The 14,474-nt window shown below is 66.6% G+C and carries 14 protein-coding genes; 8 read left to right on the forward strand and 6 right to left on the reverse strand.

All coding sequences use genetic code 11. From position 1 onward, the window contains the following. The first annotated feature begins 34 nt into the window (after positions 1–34). Together P9A17_RS15450 and P9A17_RS15455 are read left to right on the forward strand one after the other, a co-directional pair. A complete protein-coding gene (locus P9A17_RS15450) occupies positions 35–559 on the forward strand; it encodes a cysteine dioxygenase family protein (protein ID WP_278039506.1) in 525 nt (174 codons plus the stop codon). Beyond that, a complete protein-coding gene (locus tag P9A17_RS15455) occupies positions 559–927 on the forward strand; it encodes a rhodanese-like domain-containing protein (RefSeq protein WP_278039507.1) in 369 nt (122 codons plus the stop codon). The genes P9A17_RS15450 and P9A17_RS15455 overlap by 1 nt, the downstream gene beginning before the upstream one ends. On the opposite strand, the gene P9A17_RS15460 is transcribed toward P9A17_RS15455, so the two are convergent. Genes P9A17_RS15460 through P9A17_RS15470 form a run of 3 tightly spaced genes read right to left on the reverse strand, consistent with a single transcriptional unit; the run spans position 924 to position 4,468 of the window. Continuing rightward, positions 924–2,642 carry an alpha/beta-hydrolase family protein gene (locus tag P9A17_RS15460; RefSeq protein WP_278039508.1) on the reverse strand — a complete coding sequence of 573 codons (1,719 nt, stop codon included), beginning with the start codon at positions 2,640–2,642 and terminating at the stop codon, positions 924–926. The two genes, P9A17_RS15455 and P9A17_RS15460, sit on opposite strands and share 4 nt — an antisense overlap. A gap of 9 nt (positions 2,643–2,651) precedes the next feature. After that, a complete protein-coding gene (locus tag P9A17_RS15465) occupies positions 2,652–3,425 on the reverse strand; it encodes an enoyl-CoA hydratase (RefSeq protein ID WP_278039509.1) in 774 nt (257 codons plus the stop codon). After that, positions 3,422–4,468 carry an enoyl-CoA hydratase/isomerase family protein gene (locus P9A17_RS15470; protein WP_278039510.1) on the reverse strand — a complete coding sequence of 349 codons (1,047 nt, stop codon included), beginning with the start codon at positions 4,466–4,468 and terminating at the stop codon, positions 3,422–3,424. Before P9A17_RS15470 ends, P9A17_RS15465 begins: the two co-directional genes overlap by 4 nt. Before the next feature lie 173 nt (positions 4,469–4,641). Here P9A17_RS15470 and P9A17_RS15475 point away from each other — a divergent pair, with 173 nt between their 5' ends. Further along, positions 4,642–5,484 carry a Bax inhibitor-1/YccA family protein gene (locus tag P9A17_RS15475; protein WP_278039511.1) on the forward strand — a complete coding sequence of 281 codons (843 nt, stop codon included), beginning with the start codon at positions 4,642–4,644 and terminating at the stop codon, positions 5,482–5,484. A gap of 188 nt (positions 5,485–5,672) precedes the next feature. Further along, the gene (locus tag P9A17_RS15480; RefSeq protein WP_278039512.1) at positions 5,673–6,584 is read left to right on the forward strand and encodes a hypothetical protein; all 912 of its coding nucleotides are present in this window, start codon (positions 5,673–5,675) and stop codon (positions 6,582–6,584) included. Here the strand turns inward: P9A17_RS15480 and purT are convergent. From purT to P9A17_RS15495, 3 genes are read right to left on the reverse strand one after another with little or no spacing between them, the layout of a single operon-like run. Continuing rightward, complete coding sequence (purT, locus tag P9A17_RS15485; protein ID WP_278039513.1) at positions 6,565–7,764, reverse strand: formate-dependent phosphoribosylglycinamide formyltransferase; 1,200 nt, start codon at positions 7,762–7,764, stop codon at positions 6,565–6,567. The genes P9A17_RS15480 and purT overlap by 20 nt on opposite strands. An 18-nt stretch (positions 7,765–7,782) precedes the next feature. Continuing rightward, complete coding sequence (locus P9A17_RS15490) at positions 7,783–9,000, reverse strand: acetyl-CoA C-acetyltransferase (protein WP_278039514.1); 1,218 nt, start codon at positions 8,998–9,000, stop codon at positions 7,783–7,785. A 51-nt stretch (positions 9,001–9,051) separates the two neighbouring features. Then, complete coding sequence (locus P9A17_RS15495; protein WP_278039515.1) at positions 9,052–10,014, reverse strand: SGNH/GDSL hydrolase family protein; 963 nt, start codon at positions 10,012–10,014, stop codon at positions 9,052–9,054. A 194-nt stretch (positions 10,015–10,208) separates the two neighbouring features. Between P9A17_RS15495 and P9A17_RS15500 the strand changes: the two genes are divergently transcribed. The 4 genes from P9A17_RS15500 (at position 10,209) to P9A17_RS15515 (ending at position 14,386) form a co-directional block, all read left to right on the forward strand. Next, a complete protein-coding gene (locus P9A17_RS15500; RefSeq protein ID WP_278039516.1) occupies positions 10,209–11,279 on the forward strand; it encodes an alpha/beta hydrolase in 1,071 nt (356 codons plus the stop codon). A 29-nt stretch (positions 11,280–11,308) separates the two neighbouring features. Further along, the gene (locus P9A17_RS15505) at positions 11,309–12,703 is read left to right on the forward strand and encodes a cystathionine beta-synthase (protein ID WP_278039517.1); all 1,395 of its coding nucleotides are present in this window, start codon (positions 11,309–11,311) and stop codon (positions 12,701–12,703) included. Between the two features lie 110 nt (positions 12,704–12,813). Further along, positions 12,814–13,389, forward strand: a complete 576-nt coding sequence (locus tag P9A17_RS15510) for an RDD family protein (protein ID WP_278039518.1) — start codon at positions 12,814–12,816, stop codon at positions 13,387–13,389. Between the two features lie 25 nt (positions 13,390–13,414). Beyond that, the gene (locus P9A17_RS15515) at positions 13,415–14,386 is read left to right on the forward strand and encodes a hypothetical protein (RefSeq protein WP_278039519.1); all 972 of its coding nucleotides are present in this window, start codon (positions 13,415–13,417) and stop codon (positions 14,384–14,386) included. Positions 14,387–14,474 lie beyond the last annotated feature (88 nt).

Consider the following 14,474-nt stretch of genomic DNA (forward strand, 5'->3'; position numbering starts at 1 on the left):
CTGTTCGTCTGTCCGTCCTCTGGAGTACCTCCCAATGTCTTTGGCTCCGACCCGCCTGCGCCCAGCCGACCTGCTGCACGTCACCGACCGCTTCGCCGACGACGTCCTCGGTGGCGACTACGACCACCTCCTCCCGGCCGGTGGGCCATCGGCGACCGAACGCTGGTTCACCCGACTGCACGGCACCGAGGAACTCGACGTCTGGTTGATCAGCTGGGTGCCGAACCGCTCCACCGAACTCCACGACCACGGCGGTTCGCTCGGCGCGCTGACCGTCGTATCCGGAGCGCTGCGCGAAACCCGTTGGGACGGAGGAGCACTGCGTGACCGCCGGCTCGTGGCCGGCGATCAGGCGGCATTCCCGCTCGGGTGGGTGCACGACGTGGTCTGGGCACGCGAATCCGTCACGACCGGCGGCATGGCTGTGCCTGCGACGCCGACGCTGAGTGTGCACGCCTACTCGCCGCCGCTGACCGCGATGTCCTATTACGATGTCACCGACCGCAACACGTTGCGCCGCAAACGCACCGAGCTGACCGACAAACCGGAAGGCGATTGATGGCCAGCCGTATCGACCGCATTCTCGACGATGCCCGGGCGAAACTGAGCCGACTTCCCGCCGACGAGGTACCCGCCGCGCTGGCCAGAGGCGCTGTCCTGGTTGACATCCGTCCCGCCGCGCAGCGCGCCGCCGAAGGCGAGATCGCCGCCGCGCTGATCATCGAACGCAACGTGCTGGAATGGCGCTGCGACCCGACCAGCGATGCGCGAATCCCGGAAGCCGTCGGTGACGACGTCGAATGGGTGGTCCTGTGCTCGGAGGGATACACCTCCAGCCTGGCTGCGGCGTCGCTGAAAGACCTTGGGCTGCACCGCTCCACCGACGTCATCGGCGGTTACCACGCCCTCAAAGAGGTTCTGGTCTAAGAACTTTCGTCGCTGCGCAGCAGGGGTCGCAGCTTCTCCGTCTTCTCCTGCGTCCATCCCGGCGGTTCCATGATCGCGGCCCACGCGTCGGCGACGTTGCGCACGTAGACGTGACCGTGCCCGTCGGGAACGTTCACCGCCACCGCCATGTCGGCCGACACCTGAAGGAACGTGACGACCGGAATCCACTCCATCTCCGGGGAGACGTCGTAGCCGCGCGGCTCGTGCAGCCAGTCCGGTCTGGAGAACAACAGATCGGTGTTGAACCACGCGATCGGGTCCGAGGCGTGCTGCAGATAGACCACGCGCGGCTGCGACCACTGGTCGGGCGGGCGCTGCAGGTCACGCGTTTCGGCGACGAAGCGGACGTTGGCGCCCTTGTCGTAGATCGGCAGCCATTCGGGTGATCCCTCGTCGCGGTTGCGGGTCAGGTCTGTCCAGATAGTGTTCTGGAACGTCGGGCCGCTGAACAGTGCACCATCTGTGCGGGCGATGAGGTTGTTCAGCGCCAGGAACGGCGCCTCACCGCCGAAAGAGCCGAGGCTCTCACCAAAGACCACCAGCTTCGGCCGCTGCGCCTCCGGCATCTCGCGGATCAGCTCGTCGACCGCCTCGAACAGGTACTGACCGGCCTGACGGGCGTTCTCCTTGTCGACGAGGAACGACAGCCAGCTGGGCAGGAACGAATACTGCATCGACACGATCGCGGTGTCGCCGTTGTACATGTACTCCAGCGCAGTCGCTTCCGCCGCGTTGATCCATCCGGTGCCGGTCGTCGTCGCCACCGCCACGACGGCACGATCCAGGCCGCCCGCGCGCTGCAACTCCCGTGCCGCAAGGGCTGCCGTCGCCTTGATCCCGTCCGCGGAATGCAGTCCGGCATACGCGCGGATCGGCTCGACGGCGGGTGCGCCGTTGAACTCGGTGAGCTCCTCGACCGACGGGCCACTGGAGACGAACATGCGGCCCTGATGCCCGAGGGACTCCCAACTGACCAGCGATTCTGGCCCACCGGAGCGCACATCCGACTCCGGTGCAGGGTTGTCGGGATCGGTCTCGTCGTTGACCGCGGCGAAGGTCTTGTTGATGGTGCTCATCGCGAACCGCACGACGACGCCGTTGAGCAGCGCGACGGTCAGTGCGAGCAGCAGCGCCACGACAACGACGGCCCCGATCCGGGGCGGCAGGACGCGGTCCACCTGCCGCACCAGGAAACGCACGAGTTTGCCGACCAATTGCCCGATCTCGACGAACAGGAACAGCGTCACCACCGAGATGACCGCGGCGAGTGGGTAATCCCAGAACGTCAGCCGGGGCACACCCATCAGGTCGCGGACATCGTCCTGCCAGGTGTGGAACCGGAACACCATGTACACGAGCCCGATCAGGCCGAGCACAGCCAGCGTCGGCCATGCCCAGCGCGGTGCGGGCGGGCTGGTCTCCTTGGACCGCATGAAACGCACCAACCACACGGCGAAGACGCCGAACCCGTAGCCGATCGCGCCGGCCGCACCGCTGACCAGACCCTGGAACAGCGGGCCGCGCGGCAGCAGCGACGGCGTCAGCGACAGGAACAGGAACAGCAGGCCGACGGCGGTACCGGTGAACGTGTACCGGCGGATCCACCACCGCCGGAAAGCCGGCGCGTCCCTTACCCGGGAAGGCGGTACTTCATCGGCGGACGCCCTCTTGTCTGAAGACGCGGTCTCGGTCACGCATGAACTTTAGCGATGCGTGAAGTTCGGCGAACGCTTCTCGGTGAACGCGTTCATGCCCTCGGTCTGATCGTCGGTGGCGAACGCCGAATGGAACAGCCGCCGCTCGTAGAGCAGACCCTCCGACAGCGTCGTCTCGAACGCGCGGTTGACCGCTTCCTTGGCCATCCGCGACGCCGACAGCGACATGCCCGCAATGGTGTCGGCGACCGACTTGGCTTCTTGGAGCAGGTCGTCGGCCGGTACGACCCGTGACACCAGGCCCGCGCGTTCGGCTTCCTCGGCGCCCATGTTGCGGCCGGTCAGGATCAGGTCCATGGCTTTGGCCTTGCCGATCGCGCGGGTCAACCGTTGCGACCCGCCCATGCCGGGCAGCACACCCAGCTTGATCTCGGGCTGCCCGAACTTCGCGGTGTCGGCGGCGATCAGGATGTCGCACATCATGGCGAGCTCGCAGCCGCCGCCGAGGGCGTAGCCGGCGACTGCGGCGATGGTCGGTGTGCGAGTGGCGGCGAATTTGCCCCAGGCGGCGAAGAAGTCGGAGGAGAAGACGTCGGCGAACGACAGTTCGGCCATCTCCTTGATGTCGGCTCCTGCCGCGAATGCTTTCGCGCTGCCGGTGATGATGATTGCACCGACTCCAGGGTTGGCGTCCAGTTCGGCTGCCGCCGTGGTCACTTCGGCCATCACCTGGCTGTTGAGGGCATTGAGTGCCTTCGGCCGGTTCAGCGTGATCGTCGCAACGCGCTCGTCGCGGTCGACCAGAATCGTCTCGTACGTCATGACTGCTCCTCGAAAGTGATGTCGGGGTCGGCCGAGACGAAATACGCCTCGACGTCGTCGGTGGTCACCTCATTCAGCGACCCCGGTTGCCATTGGGGGTTCTTGTCCTTGTCGATGAGCAGCGCACGGATGCCCTCGACGAGATCGTGCGAACGCAGCGCTGCGCAGGATGTCCGAAACTCCTGGCGCAGCACGTCTTCCAGTGTGGCGAGATCTTTGGCTCGGCGGACCGCTTCCAGCGTGACCGACACGGCGACGGGGGAGCGGGACTCGATCAGCTGCGCGGCCGCCGCGGCGTCGGCAGAACCGTGGGCTTTGAGTGCGGCGACGATGTCGGCCGCTGTCTGGCCGGAATAGCAGTCGTCGATCCACTCCCGTTGGGCCAGAAGCGGACTCGACGGCGGCTCCTGCGCGTGCTTGGCGATCGCGGCGTCGACGCCCTCGGCATCGAGGGTTTCGGAGAATGCCGGCAGATCGGCCTGCGGCACGAAGTGATCCGCGAAGCCCATGGCAATCGCATCGGCCCCGGAGAAGGGAGCGCCGGTGATGGCGGCGTGCACCCCGAGCAGTCCCGGCGACCTGGACAGGATGTGGGTCCCGCCGACATCGGGGATGAAGCCGATGCCGACCTCGGGCATCGCCATCTTGGTGGTCTCGGTGACGACGCGGACGCTGCCGTGCGCGCTGATCCCGACGCCGCCGCCCATCGTGATGCCGTTCATGACGGCCACATAGGGCTTCGGGTACCGGCCGATGTAGGAGTTGAGCAGATATTCGTCGTGCCAGAACTGACGCGTCGCGGCGCCGCCCTTCTTGGCGTCGTGATAGATCGCGACGACGTCGCCGCCCGCGCACAGCCCGCGATCACCCGCCCCGGTCACCACGACGGCCTTCACGGCATCGTCGTCCTCCCAGGACTTCAACGCCGTCGAGATCTCACCGACCATGTGGTGGGTCAGGGAATTGATCGCCTTGGGGCGGTTCAGGGTGATGCGGCCGATTCCGTTGCCGACTGTTACTAGGACATCCTCGTTTTCGTCCACGGAATGCAATCTAGATCGTCTCCCGGGTTGGGGCCTGCCCGGGTAAGGTTTCCTGTGAAGGGCCTGGGAAAGGGAACGTCGGCTTCGACGGGAACTGCCCAGGAATCTCGAACGTTGACCATGTGATCGTCACAGGTCGAAGCACTTACGACATAGACAGAAAGGATCCGACGGTGCGCGAAAGCAGCAACCCGGTATTCCGCTCACTGCCTAAAGAGCAGCAGGGCGGCTACGCGCAGTTCGGTACCGGAGCCGCCGGCTACGGTGCACAGGCGGTCCACGCCGATCCGTACGCGACGCAGCAGTACCCGGATCAGCAGCAGGCAGGTGTATCGCGCCCGCTGACCATCGACGACGTCGTCACCCGGACCGGCATCACGCTGGCCGTGGTCACCGCGGTCGCGGCTGTCTCCTACTTCTTCGTCGACGCCAACCAGGCGCTGATGTTCCCGCTGTTCCTGATCGGCAGCCTCGGCGGCCTCGGCGTCCTGCTCGTCGCGATGTTCGGGCGCAAGCAGGACAACCCGGCGATCGTCATGACCTACGCGGCGCTCGAGGGCCTGTTCCTCGGCGCGGCGTCGTACCTGTTCGCGAACCTGGTCTCCACCGGTGGCCCGGCGATGATCTTCCAGGCTGTCGTCGGCACGCTCGGCGTGTTCTTCGGCATGCTCGTCGTCTACCGCACGGGTGCGATCCGCGTGACGCCCAAACTGACCCGCATGATCGTCGCCGGCCTGTTCGGTGTGATGGCGCTGGCCCTGGTGAACATTCTGTTCGCGATCTTCACCGGCAATGCGCCACTGACCAACGGCGGCCCGCTGGCGATCGGCTTCTCGATTCTGTGCATCGCGCTCGCGGCGTTCAGCTTCCTGATCGACTTCGACGCCGCCGACCAGATGATCCGCGCCGGCGCGCCGGAGAAGGCGGCCTGGGGCATCGCGCTCGGCCTGACCGTCACGCTGGTCTGGCTGTACCTCGAGATCCTGCGCCTGCTGAGCTACTTCAACAACGACTAGTAGTACCGCCAGAGAAAGGGCGTCCACTTGCGTGGGCGCCCTTTTTCGTGCGCACTTCAGGTCGCGAGAGGGCGCCCAGGTCGTCTGAACACGCAAACAGGCGCTCTGAGTGCACTCTCGTGGCGGGTTATCCACAGACCGCGTCGCCGGGGATACCCATCGCGGCATCGGCACGCGAATCTCGACGCGTGCGGGTTCCGTTCATAGGAAGCGAAGCGGTGTCGGCTGGCCTGGTCGGAAAGCATCTGCTGCGCACCAGGTTCGTGGCGCTGTACCCCGATGTGTACACCCTGCCGGGCATCGAGTTGACTGTGCTGCACCGGGCGGAGGCGGCCTGGCTCTGGTCGCGTCGCGGTGGTGTCCTCGCCGGTCTCACGGCAGCGGCCCTGCACGGCGCGCGATATGTCGACGACTCGGAACCCATCGAATTGGTCTGGTCGAATGGCCGAGCGCCCCGCGGCATCAAAGCCCACAAGCAAGATCTGCACCCCGACGAGATCACCCGACGTCGCGGATTGCCTGTGACGACCGTGCACCGGACTGCTTTCGATCTGGGCCGCAGAGGACCACTAGGTGCGGCAGTCGCCCGGCTCGACGCTGTCGGGAACGCAACGGGTTTCGACGCCGGTGCAGTCCAGCTGTGGGCAGCCGAACGTCATTCCGGCAAACGGGGGATGAAGCAGCTGGCGACAGCGCTGGACCTTCACGATCCGGGTGCGCAGTCTCCGCGAGAGACCTGGCTGCGTCTGCTGCTGATGCGCGCCGGTTTCCCACGTCCGCAGACTCAGATTCCGGTGGCCAGCGCCGACGGGTTGCGGCGCTACTACCTCGATATGGGGTGGGAGGAACTGAAGCTGGCCGTTGAGTACGACGGCGACCAGCATCGCGTAGACCCGCTGCAGTTCGCCCACGACATCCTGCGCTCAGAGGACCTCGACGAGATGGAATGGACCCGGATTCGCGTGGTCAAATCCAACAGCGCCGATGAAGTCTTGCGGCGCGTTCGCCGTGCCTACGACGCGAGAGTGCGCTCAGCGCCGCAATTTCCGCGAAGAGGCGATCTGAGCGCACTGTCGGCAGTCAGGGGACGCGCGGGGTGACCCGGCCGGCCGCCTCGACGGCATTGCGCCGCGCGGTCTCGACGTCGTCGTCGAATGCCAGCGCCACACCCATGCGGCGCTTGACGAAGCTCTCGGGCTTGCCGAACAACCGGATGTCGGTGTGCGGCACCTGCAATGCCGCATCCACCCCGTCGAACACGATGCCCTCGGCGTCGACGCCGCCGTAGATCACCGCGCTGGCGCCCGGGGACTTCAGCGTGGTGTCGACGGGCAGACCGAGGATCGCCCGTGCGTGCAGCTCGAACTCGTTCTGCCACTGCGTCACCATCGTCACCATGCCGGTGTCGTGGGGGCGGGGACTGACCTCGCTGAACCACACCTCATCGCCCTTGACGAACAGCTCCACACCGAAGATGCCCTGCCCGCCGAGATCGCCGGTCACCGCCGCCGCGATCTCCCGCGCCCGCGCGAGCGCGGTCGACGGCATCGGGTGCGGCTGCCAGCTCTCGACGTAGTCACCGCTGACCTGACGGTGCCCGATGGGTTCGCAGAACTGCGTCTCGACGTCGCCGGAGGCGCCGCGGGCCCGCACGGTCAGCAGCGTGATCTCGTAGTCGAAATCGACGAAACCCTCGACGATGATCCGGGTGTTGCTCACCCGGCTGCCCGACATCGCGTACTCCCACGCCGCCGTCACACCGTCGGGCCCGTCGATCTTCGACTGGCCCTTGCCGGAGCTGCTCATCACCGGTTTGACGACGCACGGGAAGCCGATCTCATCGACAGCGTCCTCCAACTCGGAGAGCGAATCGCAGAACCGGTACGGGCTCGTCGGAAGACCGAGCGTCTCGGCGGCGAGCCGGCGAATCCCTTCGCGGTCCATCGTCAGCCGCGCTGCACGGGCCGTCGGGATCACGGTCGCCACGCCCTCGGCTTCCATCGCTTCCAGAGCAGGCGTGGCGATGGCCTCGATCTCGGGCACCACCAGATCCGGGCGTTCGGCCTCGATCAATGCGCGCAGCTGACCGGGGTCTGTCATCGTGATCGTCCGCGCGTGGTGGGCGACCTGCTGACCGGGTGCGTTCTCGTAGCGGTCGACGGCGATGGTCTCGACGCCGAGGCGCTGCAGCGCGATGAGCACTTCGCGGCCCAGCTCACCCGAGCCCAGCAGCATGACTTTGGTGGCGCGCGGTGACAGCGGCGTTCCGATGGTCGTCATCGGAACGGGAGTCTAGAGCTAGCTCAGACGCTCCACGACCATTGCCATGCCCTGCCCGCCGCCGACGCACATCGACTCGATGCCGAACGTCTTGTCGTGGGTCGCAAGGTTGTTCAGCAGCGTGGCGGTGATGCGCGCGCCGGTCATGCCGAACGGGTGGCCGAGCGCGATCGCACCGCCGGAGACGTTCAGCTTGTCCTCGTCGATGCCGAGCTCACGCGCCGAACCGAGCACCTGCACTGCGAACGCCTCGTTGATCTCGACCAGGTCGATGTCGGAGATCGTCTTGCCGGCGTTGGCCAGCGCCTTCTTGATCGCCTCGATCGGGCCGAGGCCCATGATCTCCGGCGAGAGGCCCGAGACGCCGGTGGACACGATGCGCGCCAGCGGGGTCAGGCCCAGCTCCTTGGCCTTGGTGTCGCTCATGATGACGACGGCGGCGGCACCGTCGTTCAGCGGGCACGCGTTGCCGGCGGTGATCGTGCCGTTGGGCCGGAAGACGGGCTTGAGCTGGCTGATCTTCTCGTAGGTGGTGCCGGCGCGCGGCCCGTCGTCGGTGGAGACGACGGTGCCGTCGGGCAGCGTGACCGGGGAGATCTCGCGGGCGAAGAAGCCGCTCTTGATGGCTTCCTCGGCGCGGTTCTGTGAGCGCACACCCCAGTGGTCCTGGTCCTCGCGGCTGATGCCGGTGAACGCGGCGACGTTCTCGGCGGTCTGCCCCATCGCGATGTAGACATCGGGGATGTTGCCGTTGTCGCGCGGGTCGTGCCATTCGGTGGCACCCTCGGCCTGCTTCGCGGTGCGCGCCTGAGCCTCTTCGAAGATCGGGTTCTTGCTGTTCGGGGCTCCGTCGGCCGCACCGACACCGAAGCGCGACACCGTCTCGACGCCCGCGGAAATGAACGCCGAACCCTCGCCGGCCTTGATCGCGTGGAATGCCATTCGCGTGGTCTGCAGTGACGACGAGCAGTACCGGTTGACCGTGGTGCCGGGCAGGAAGTCGTATCCGAGTTCGACCGCGACGGCGCGGGCGATGTTGTAGCCGGCCTCACCGGCGGGCTGCGCGCAGCCCATCATCAGATCGTCGATGTCGCGGGGATCCAACGACGGCACCTTGTCCAGCGCGGCACGGACCATCTGGGCGGCGAGGTCGTCGGGGCGCATGGAGACCAGCGAGCCTTTGGCGGCCCGGCCGATGGGAGAGCGTGTGGCAGCAACGATGACGGCTTCAGGCATGACGGCTCCTCGATGTACAACGTGTTCTAAAAACGACGGTTACTAGCGAACCTAGCCCGCGGCCACCACGATGGGCGCGGGCACCCCGGTCGAGCGGCGCCACAGCCGGCTGATTCCGCTGACCCGGGACAGCAGCGTCGTCCCCTCTCCGGTCCGCGATTCCAGCGCCTCTTCGGGTGGCTCGCCAGTGATGAACTCGCCGAGGGCATCGCAGAGCGCGGGCAACAGCTGTTTGGCGGCCAGTTCATAGCCCGCCGCCGACGGATGGAACATGTCCGGCGAGAACAACAACTCGGGCGTCTTGTAGAAGTGCGGGGACAGCAGATCCGAAAACGGCACCGGGATGCCACCCGCCGCTCGCACCGACGCCGCCTGCGCCCGCGCCAGCCGAAGCCCCTGGCTGCGCGCGACCCATCGCAGTGGCTGCGGGATCGCCTTGATGACGCCGAAGTCAGGACACGTGCCGACGACGACGACGGCGCCGGCGGCCCGCAGCCGACGGACGGCCCGGCCGACGCGTCGCGCCGAAGGGCCGGTGCCGTTGGGTTTCGTGATGTCGTTGGCGCCGATCATGATGACCGCGGCGCCCGGGGGAGTGCCCGCGACGAACATCGCGTCGATCTGGCCCGCCAGACCCTTCGATGTGGCGCCGACGATTGCTTTGGTGCTCAATCTGATCCGTTTGCCCGACTCTTCGGCGAGACCGCGGGCCAGCAGCACCCCGGGAACCTCGTCGGGGACGACGCAGCCGTAGCCGGTGGCCGTGGAGTCGCCGAAGATCATCAGGTGCAGGTCGAAGGGGACGCCGCGGTGCCACCGCTCGGGCGCCGCGCAGCCTCGCGTGTAGACGCCGTCGGCGCGCGGCGGCACGTCCCAGGATTTCGGGATGACGCGGCGGGCCTGGTCGGCCTGCCCGCTCAGCAGGTTACGGGCCCCGACGTAGGCAGTACCCGTCGAGGCAAGGGTGGCTGCGGCCGCGAGAGCGACCGTTGACCGACGACGCGGTATGCGCACGCCTGCGAGTTTAGAGCCGATTCGGGCTCCGGTCGGTGTCGGAACGCAGATCTGCGATCACAGTGCGGTATCAACTGCGGTACCAAAAGCGTTTAACCAATTGTGATAATGGTTACTAGTGCGAAGCTAAGTTACGAGGTTGTCTGAGTAACTCGGCTTATCCCGGCTCTACATCGGCGTAGGAAGTGGTGGCGATGACGGCACCCAGCAAGGTCCCAGCAACAGCTCACGCTGCTATGACTGCAGCTAGAGGCCGTAAATCCCGGAAGTTCCCGGTCTCCGACGGCGCGCCGGTAGAGGTGGTCGAGGACGGGCCGAGCGTCGCGGGCCGCCTGATGGGGCTGGCCGCCATGGCGACCATCAAGCCGTTTCTGAGCGTCGGCAGCTACGCACCGAAACTTCCCTGGCCGTGGGGTTTGGTTGACTTTGCCGCCCGCGTTCTCAAGCCGGCGCCAGGCACGGTTCGCGCCACCATCGCACTGCCGCACTGCACTGCGCAGCTGGTCCGTGCCGCCGGTGTGCTGCCCGCCGACGGTAAGCGCACCGTGATCCTCTACCTGCACGGCGGGGCGTTCCTGACGTGCGGTGTGAACACGCACGGCCGTCTCGTGACCGCCCTGTCCAAGTGTGCCGACGCGCCCGCGCTCGTCGTCAACTACCGGATGATCCCGAAGCACTCCGTCGGCACAGCCCTCGACGACTGCTTCGACGCCTACAAGTGGCTGCGGGAGACGGGCTACCAACCCGAGCAAATCGTGCTCGCCGGCGACTCGGCAGGTGGCTACCTCGCGCTGGCGCTCGCCGAGCGGCTCCAGGCCGGTGGCATCAACGGGCTCATCCCGGAGACCCCGGCGGCCATGGTCACGATGTCCCCGCTGTTCGAGATCGACAACGAGGCCCGCGCGGACCACCCCAACACCCGCACCGATGCGATGTTCCCGCCCAAGGCATTCCACGCCCTCGTCGAGCTCATCGAGGACGCCGCCTCCCGGCGCATCGTCGACGGCGCCCCGGAAGAGGTGTACGAGCCGCTCGACCACATCGAGCCCGGCCTGCCGCGCACGCTCATCCACGTCTCGGGGTCCGAGGTTCTGCTCAGCGATGCGCGGAAGGCCGCCCGGTTGCTCGCCGCGTCGGGGATCCCCGTCGAGGTGCGCATCTGGCCTGGTCAGATGCATGTTTTCCAGCTCGGCGCGCCTGCGGTCTCAGAAGCCAGCCGGTCCATCAAGCAGATCGGCGAGTACATCCGTGAGGCCACCTGGTAGCCGTCCGCCGGGCCTGACACGATGGACCCATGCGCATCGCCCGGCACATCAGTGAGCTCATCGGCAACACCCCTCTGGTGCAACTGAACTCGGTTGTCCCTCCGGGCTCGGGCACGGTGGCTGCCAAAATCGAGTACCTCAACCCCGGCGGCAGCGCCAAAGACCGCATCGCGATCAAGATGATCGACGCCGCCGAGGCCAGCGGGGCGCTCAAGCCGGGCGGCACCATCGTCGAGCCCACATCGGGAAACACCGGCGTCGGCCTCGCTCTCGTCGCCCAGCAGCGCGGCTACAAATGCATCTTCGTGTGCCCCGACAAGGTGAGCGAAGACAAGCGGAACGTGCTGCGTGCCTACGGCGCGGACGTCGTCGTCTGCCCGACTGCCGTCGCCCCGGACGACCCGGACAGCTATTACAGCGTGTCCAACCGGCTGGTCCAGGAGATCGACGGCGCGTGGAAGCCGGATCAGTACTCGAACCCGATGGGCCCGGAAAGCCACTACGAGACCACCGGACCCGAGATCTGGGCCGACACCGAGGGCAAGGTCACCCATTTCGTGGCCGGTGTGGGCACCGGAGGCACGATCACCGGCACCGGCCGGTACCTCAAGGAGGTGTCCGGTGGCCGGGTGAAGATCATCGGCGTCGACCCTGAAGGATCCGTGTACTCGGGCGGAACCGGCCGCCCCTACCTCGTGGAAGGCGTCGGCGAAGACTTCTGGCCGTCGGCGTACGACCCCACGGTTCCGGACGAGATCATCGCCGTCTCCGACGCGGACTCGTTCGACATGACGCGTCGGCTCGCGCGCGAGGAGGCGCTGCTGGTCGGCGGTTCCTGTGGGATGGCGGCCGTCGGGGCGATCAAGGTCGCCGAACGTGAAGGACCCGATGCGCTCGTCGTCGTGCTCTTGCCGGATGGTGGACGCGGTTACCTGTCGAAGATTTTCAACGACGGATGGATGTCGTCCTACGGGTTCCTGCGCAGCAGGCTCGACGGCTCCGTCGAGGAATCCACCGTCGGGGACATCCTGCGCGGCAAGTCGGGCGCGCTGCCCGACCTCGTGCACACCCACCCGTCGGAGACGGTGCGCGACGCGATCGGCATCCTGCGTGAATACGGCGTGTCCCAGATGCCCGTCGTCGGAGCTGAGCCGCCGGTGATGGCGGGCGAGGTGGCAGGCAGTGTGTCCGAGCGCGAGTTGGTGTCCGCGGTGTTCGAGGGACGGGCCAAACTCGCCGACGCGGTGTCCCAGCACATGAGTCCGCCGCTGCCGCTGATCGGTGCGGGCGAGCTCGTCAGCGCTGCCGCCAAAACACTGCGCGAAGGCGATGCGGTGATGGTGGTCGAGGAGGGCAAACCCGTCGGTGTGCTGACCCGCCACGACCTTCTCGGCTATCTGTCGGACGGCAATCCGCGCCGCTGACACACTCCCACGCAGATCTGGCAAACGCGCACCGAAAACCCTGTGCGCAGCCCTCTCTCAGGTAGGGTTAGCTCGCTTGTTCCCAGCTCTGTGCGATCGGAGGGGCGTCAATGACAGATCAGCCGACCCCGCCGATCGGGTATTCGTCGTGGCCGACACCGACACTGGGCGTGCCCCCGCAAACGGGCGCCCCCTCTGCGGATTCGTACACGCCGTGGCCCACCCGGGCGATCGCGTGGCTGATCGACAGTCTCGCACCGGGACTCGTCGCGGCCATCGGAGCCGTGTTCTTCTTCGCCGAAGCGTCCAAGGAAGCAACGGTGTGTATGGCGGACACCTCCGAGTTCGATTTCGGCGACGTTTGCGTCACCGGGAATCAAGGCGCGACCGTTGCCGGCTGGGTGGTGCTGTTGATCTGTGTGGCACTGTCGATTACCTTCCAGATCTGGAACTACGGCTACCGGCAGGGCACTACGGGGTCCAGCATCGGCAAGTCGGTCATGAAATTTCAAGTAGTGAGCGGGAAGACTTGGGGGCCAATTGGTTTCGGGCTTTCGACAGTCCGCCAGGTGGTCCACGCCGTCGACAGTGCGATCTGCTACGTCGGATACCTGTTCCCGCTGTGGGACACCAAGCGTCAGACCTTTGCAGACAAGATAATGGGGACGGTCTGCGTACCGCTGTGACCGCGATCGAGATCAGGAGATATCGATGACAGAGAATCCACCGCCCGGCGGCTATCCGCCTCCCCCGCCTGGGGGCTACCCGCCTCCGCCGCCTCCCGGCGGTGGTTTCCAGCCGCCGCCCGGTGGTGGTTACCAGCCTCCGCCGCCACCGCCCGGTGGTGGCTTCCCGCCTCAGGATCCCGGTGGTTTCCCGCCTCCAGGTGGAGGCTACGCCCCACCGCCGCCTCCGCAGGGTTTCGGCGGCCCACAGGGCGGCTTCCCGCCTCCCGGCGGTGGCTACCCTCCGATGGGCCCGCCCGCCTACAACGTCGGTGAGGCGTTCGGCTGGGCCTGGAACAAGTTCAGCAAGAACGCAGTTCCGCTCATCGTCGCGACGTTGGTCTTCGCCGTGGTCGTGGCCGCGCTGCAGGGCATCGTCAACGTCGTCCAGATGCTGGTCTCGCCCGGCGACACCAGCTATGTCGCCGACGACAGCGGTCTGTCGTTCTCGTACGCGGCCACCGGCTTCGCCGGGATCCTCGTGTCGATCGTCGGCTGGTTCCTCACACTGCTCGTGATGGGCGCGATCCAATCGGCCTACTACGGCGGCATCTTCGACATCGCCAACGGGCAACAGGTGAGCATCGGGTCGTTCTTCAAGCCCCGCAACGTCGGCAACGTCGTCATCGCCAGCTTGATCACCGGTGTCGTCACGACCATCGGCTACTTCTTGTGCTTCGTGCCCGGAATCATCGCCAGCTTCCTGTTCCTGTTCACGACGATCGCGGTTCTCGACCGCAACCTGTCGCCGATCGACGCCATCAAGTCGAGCTTCGAGACGACGAAGAACAACATCGGCCCCGCCTTGCTGACAGCGCTGGCGGTGGCGGCGATCGTCATCGTCGGCTTGCTGCTGTGCGGCATCGGCATTCTGGTCGCGGGACCGGTCGCGGCGCTGATGCTGGTGTTCGCCTACCGGAAACTCAACGGCGGATTTGTCGCACCTGCGACCCCGTAGCGTTTTGACACTGATGTCGGCGTGCTCGATCCTTCGGGCACGCCGACATTGTGTTGTGCGGCCGCCATTTCCGACGCCTGCGCAGCGT

The sequence above is a fragment of the Mycobacterium sp. 236(2023) genome (genome assembly GCF_029623955.1).
Lineage (GTDB): Bacteria > Actinomycetota > Actinomycetes > Mycobacteriales > Mycobacteriaceae > Mycobacterium.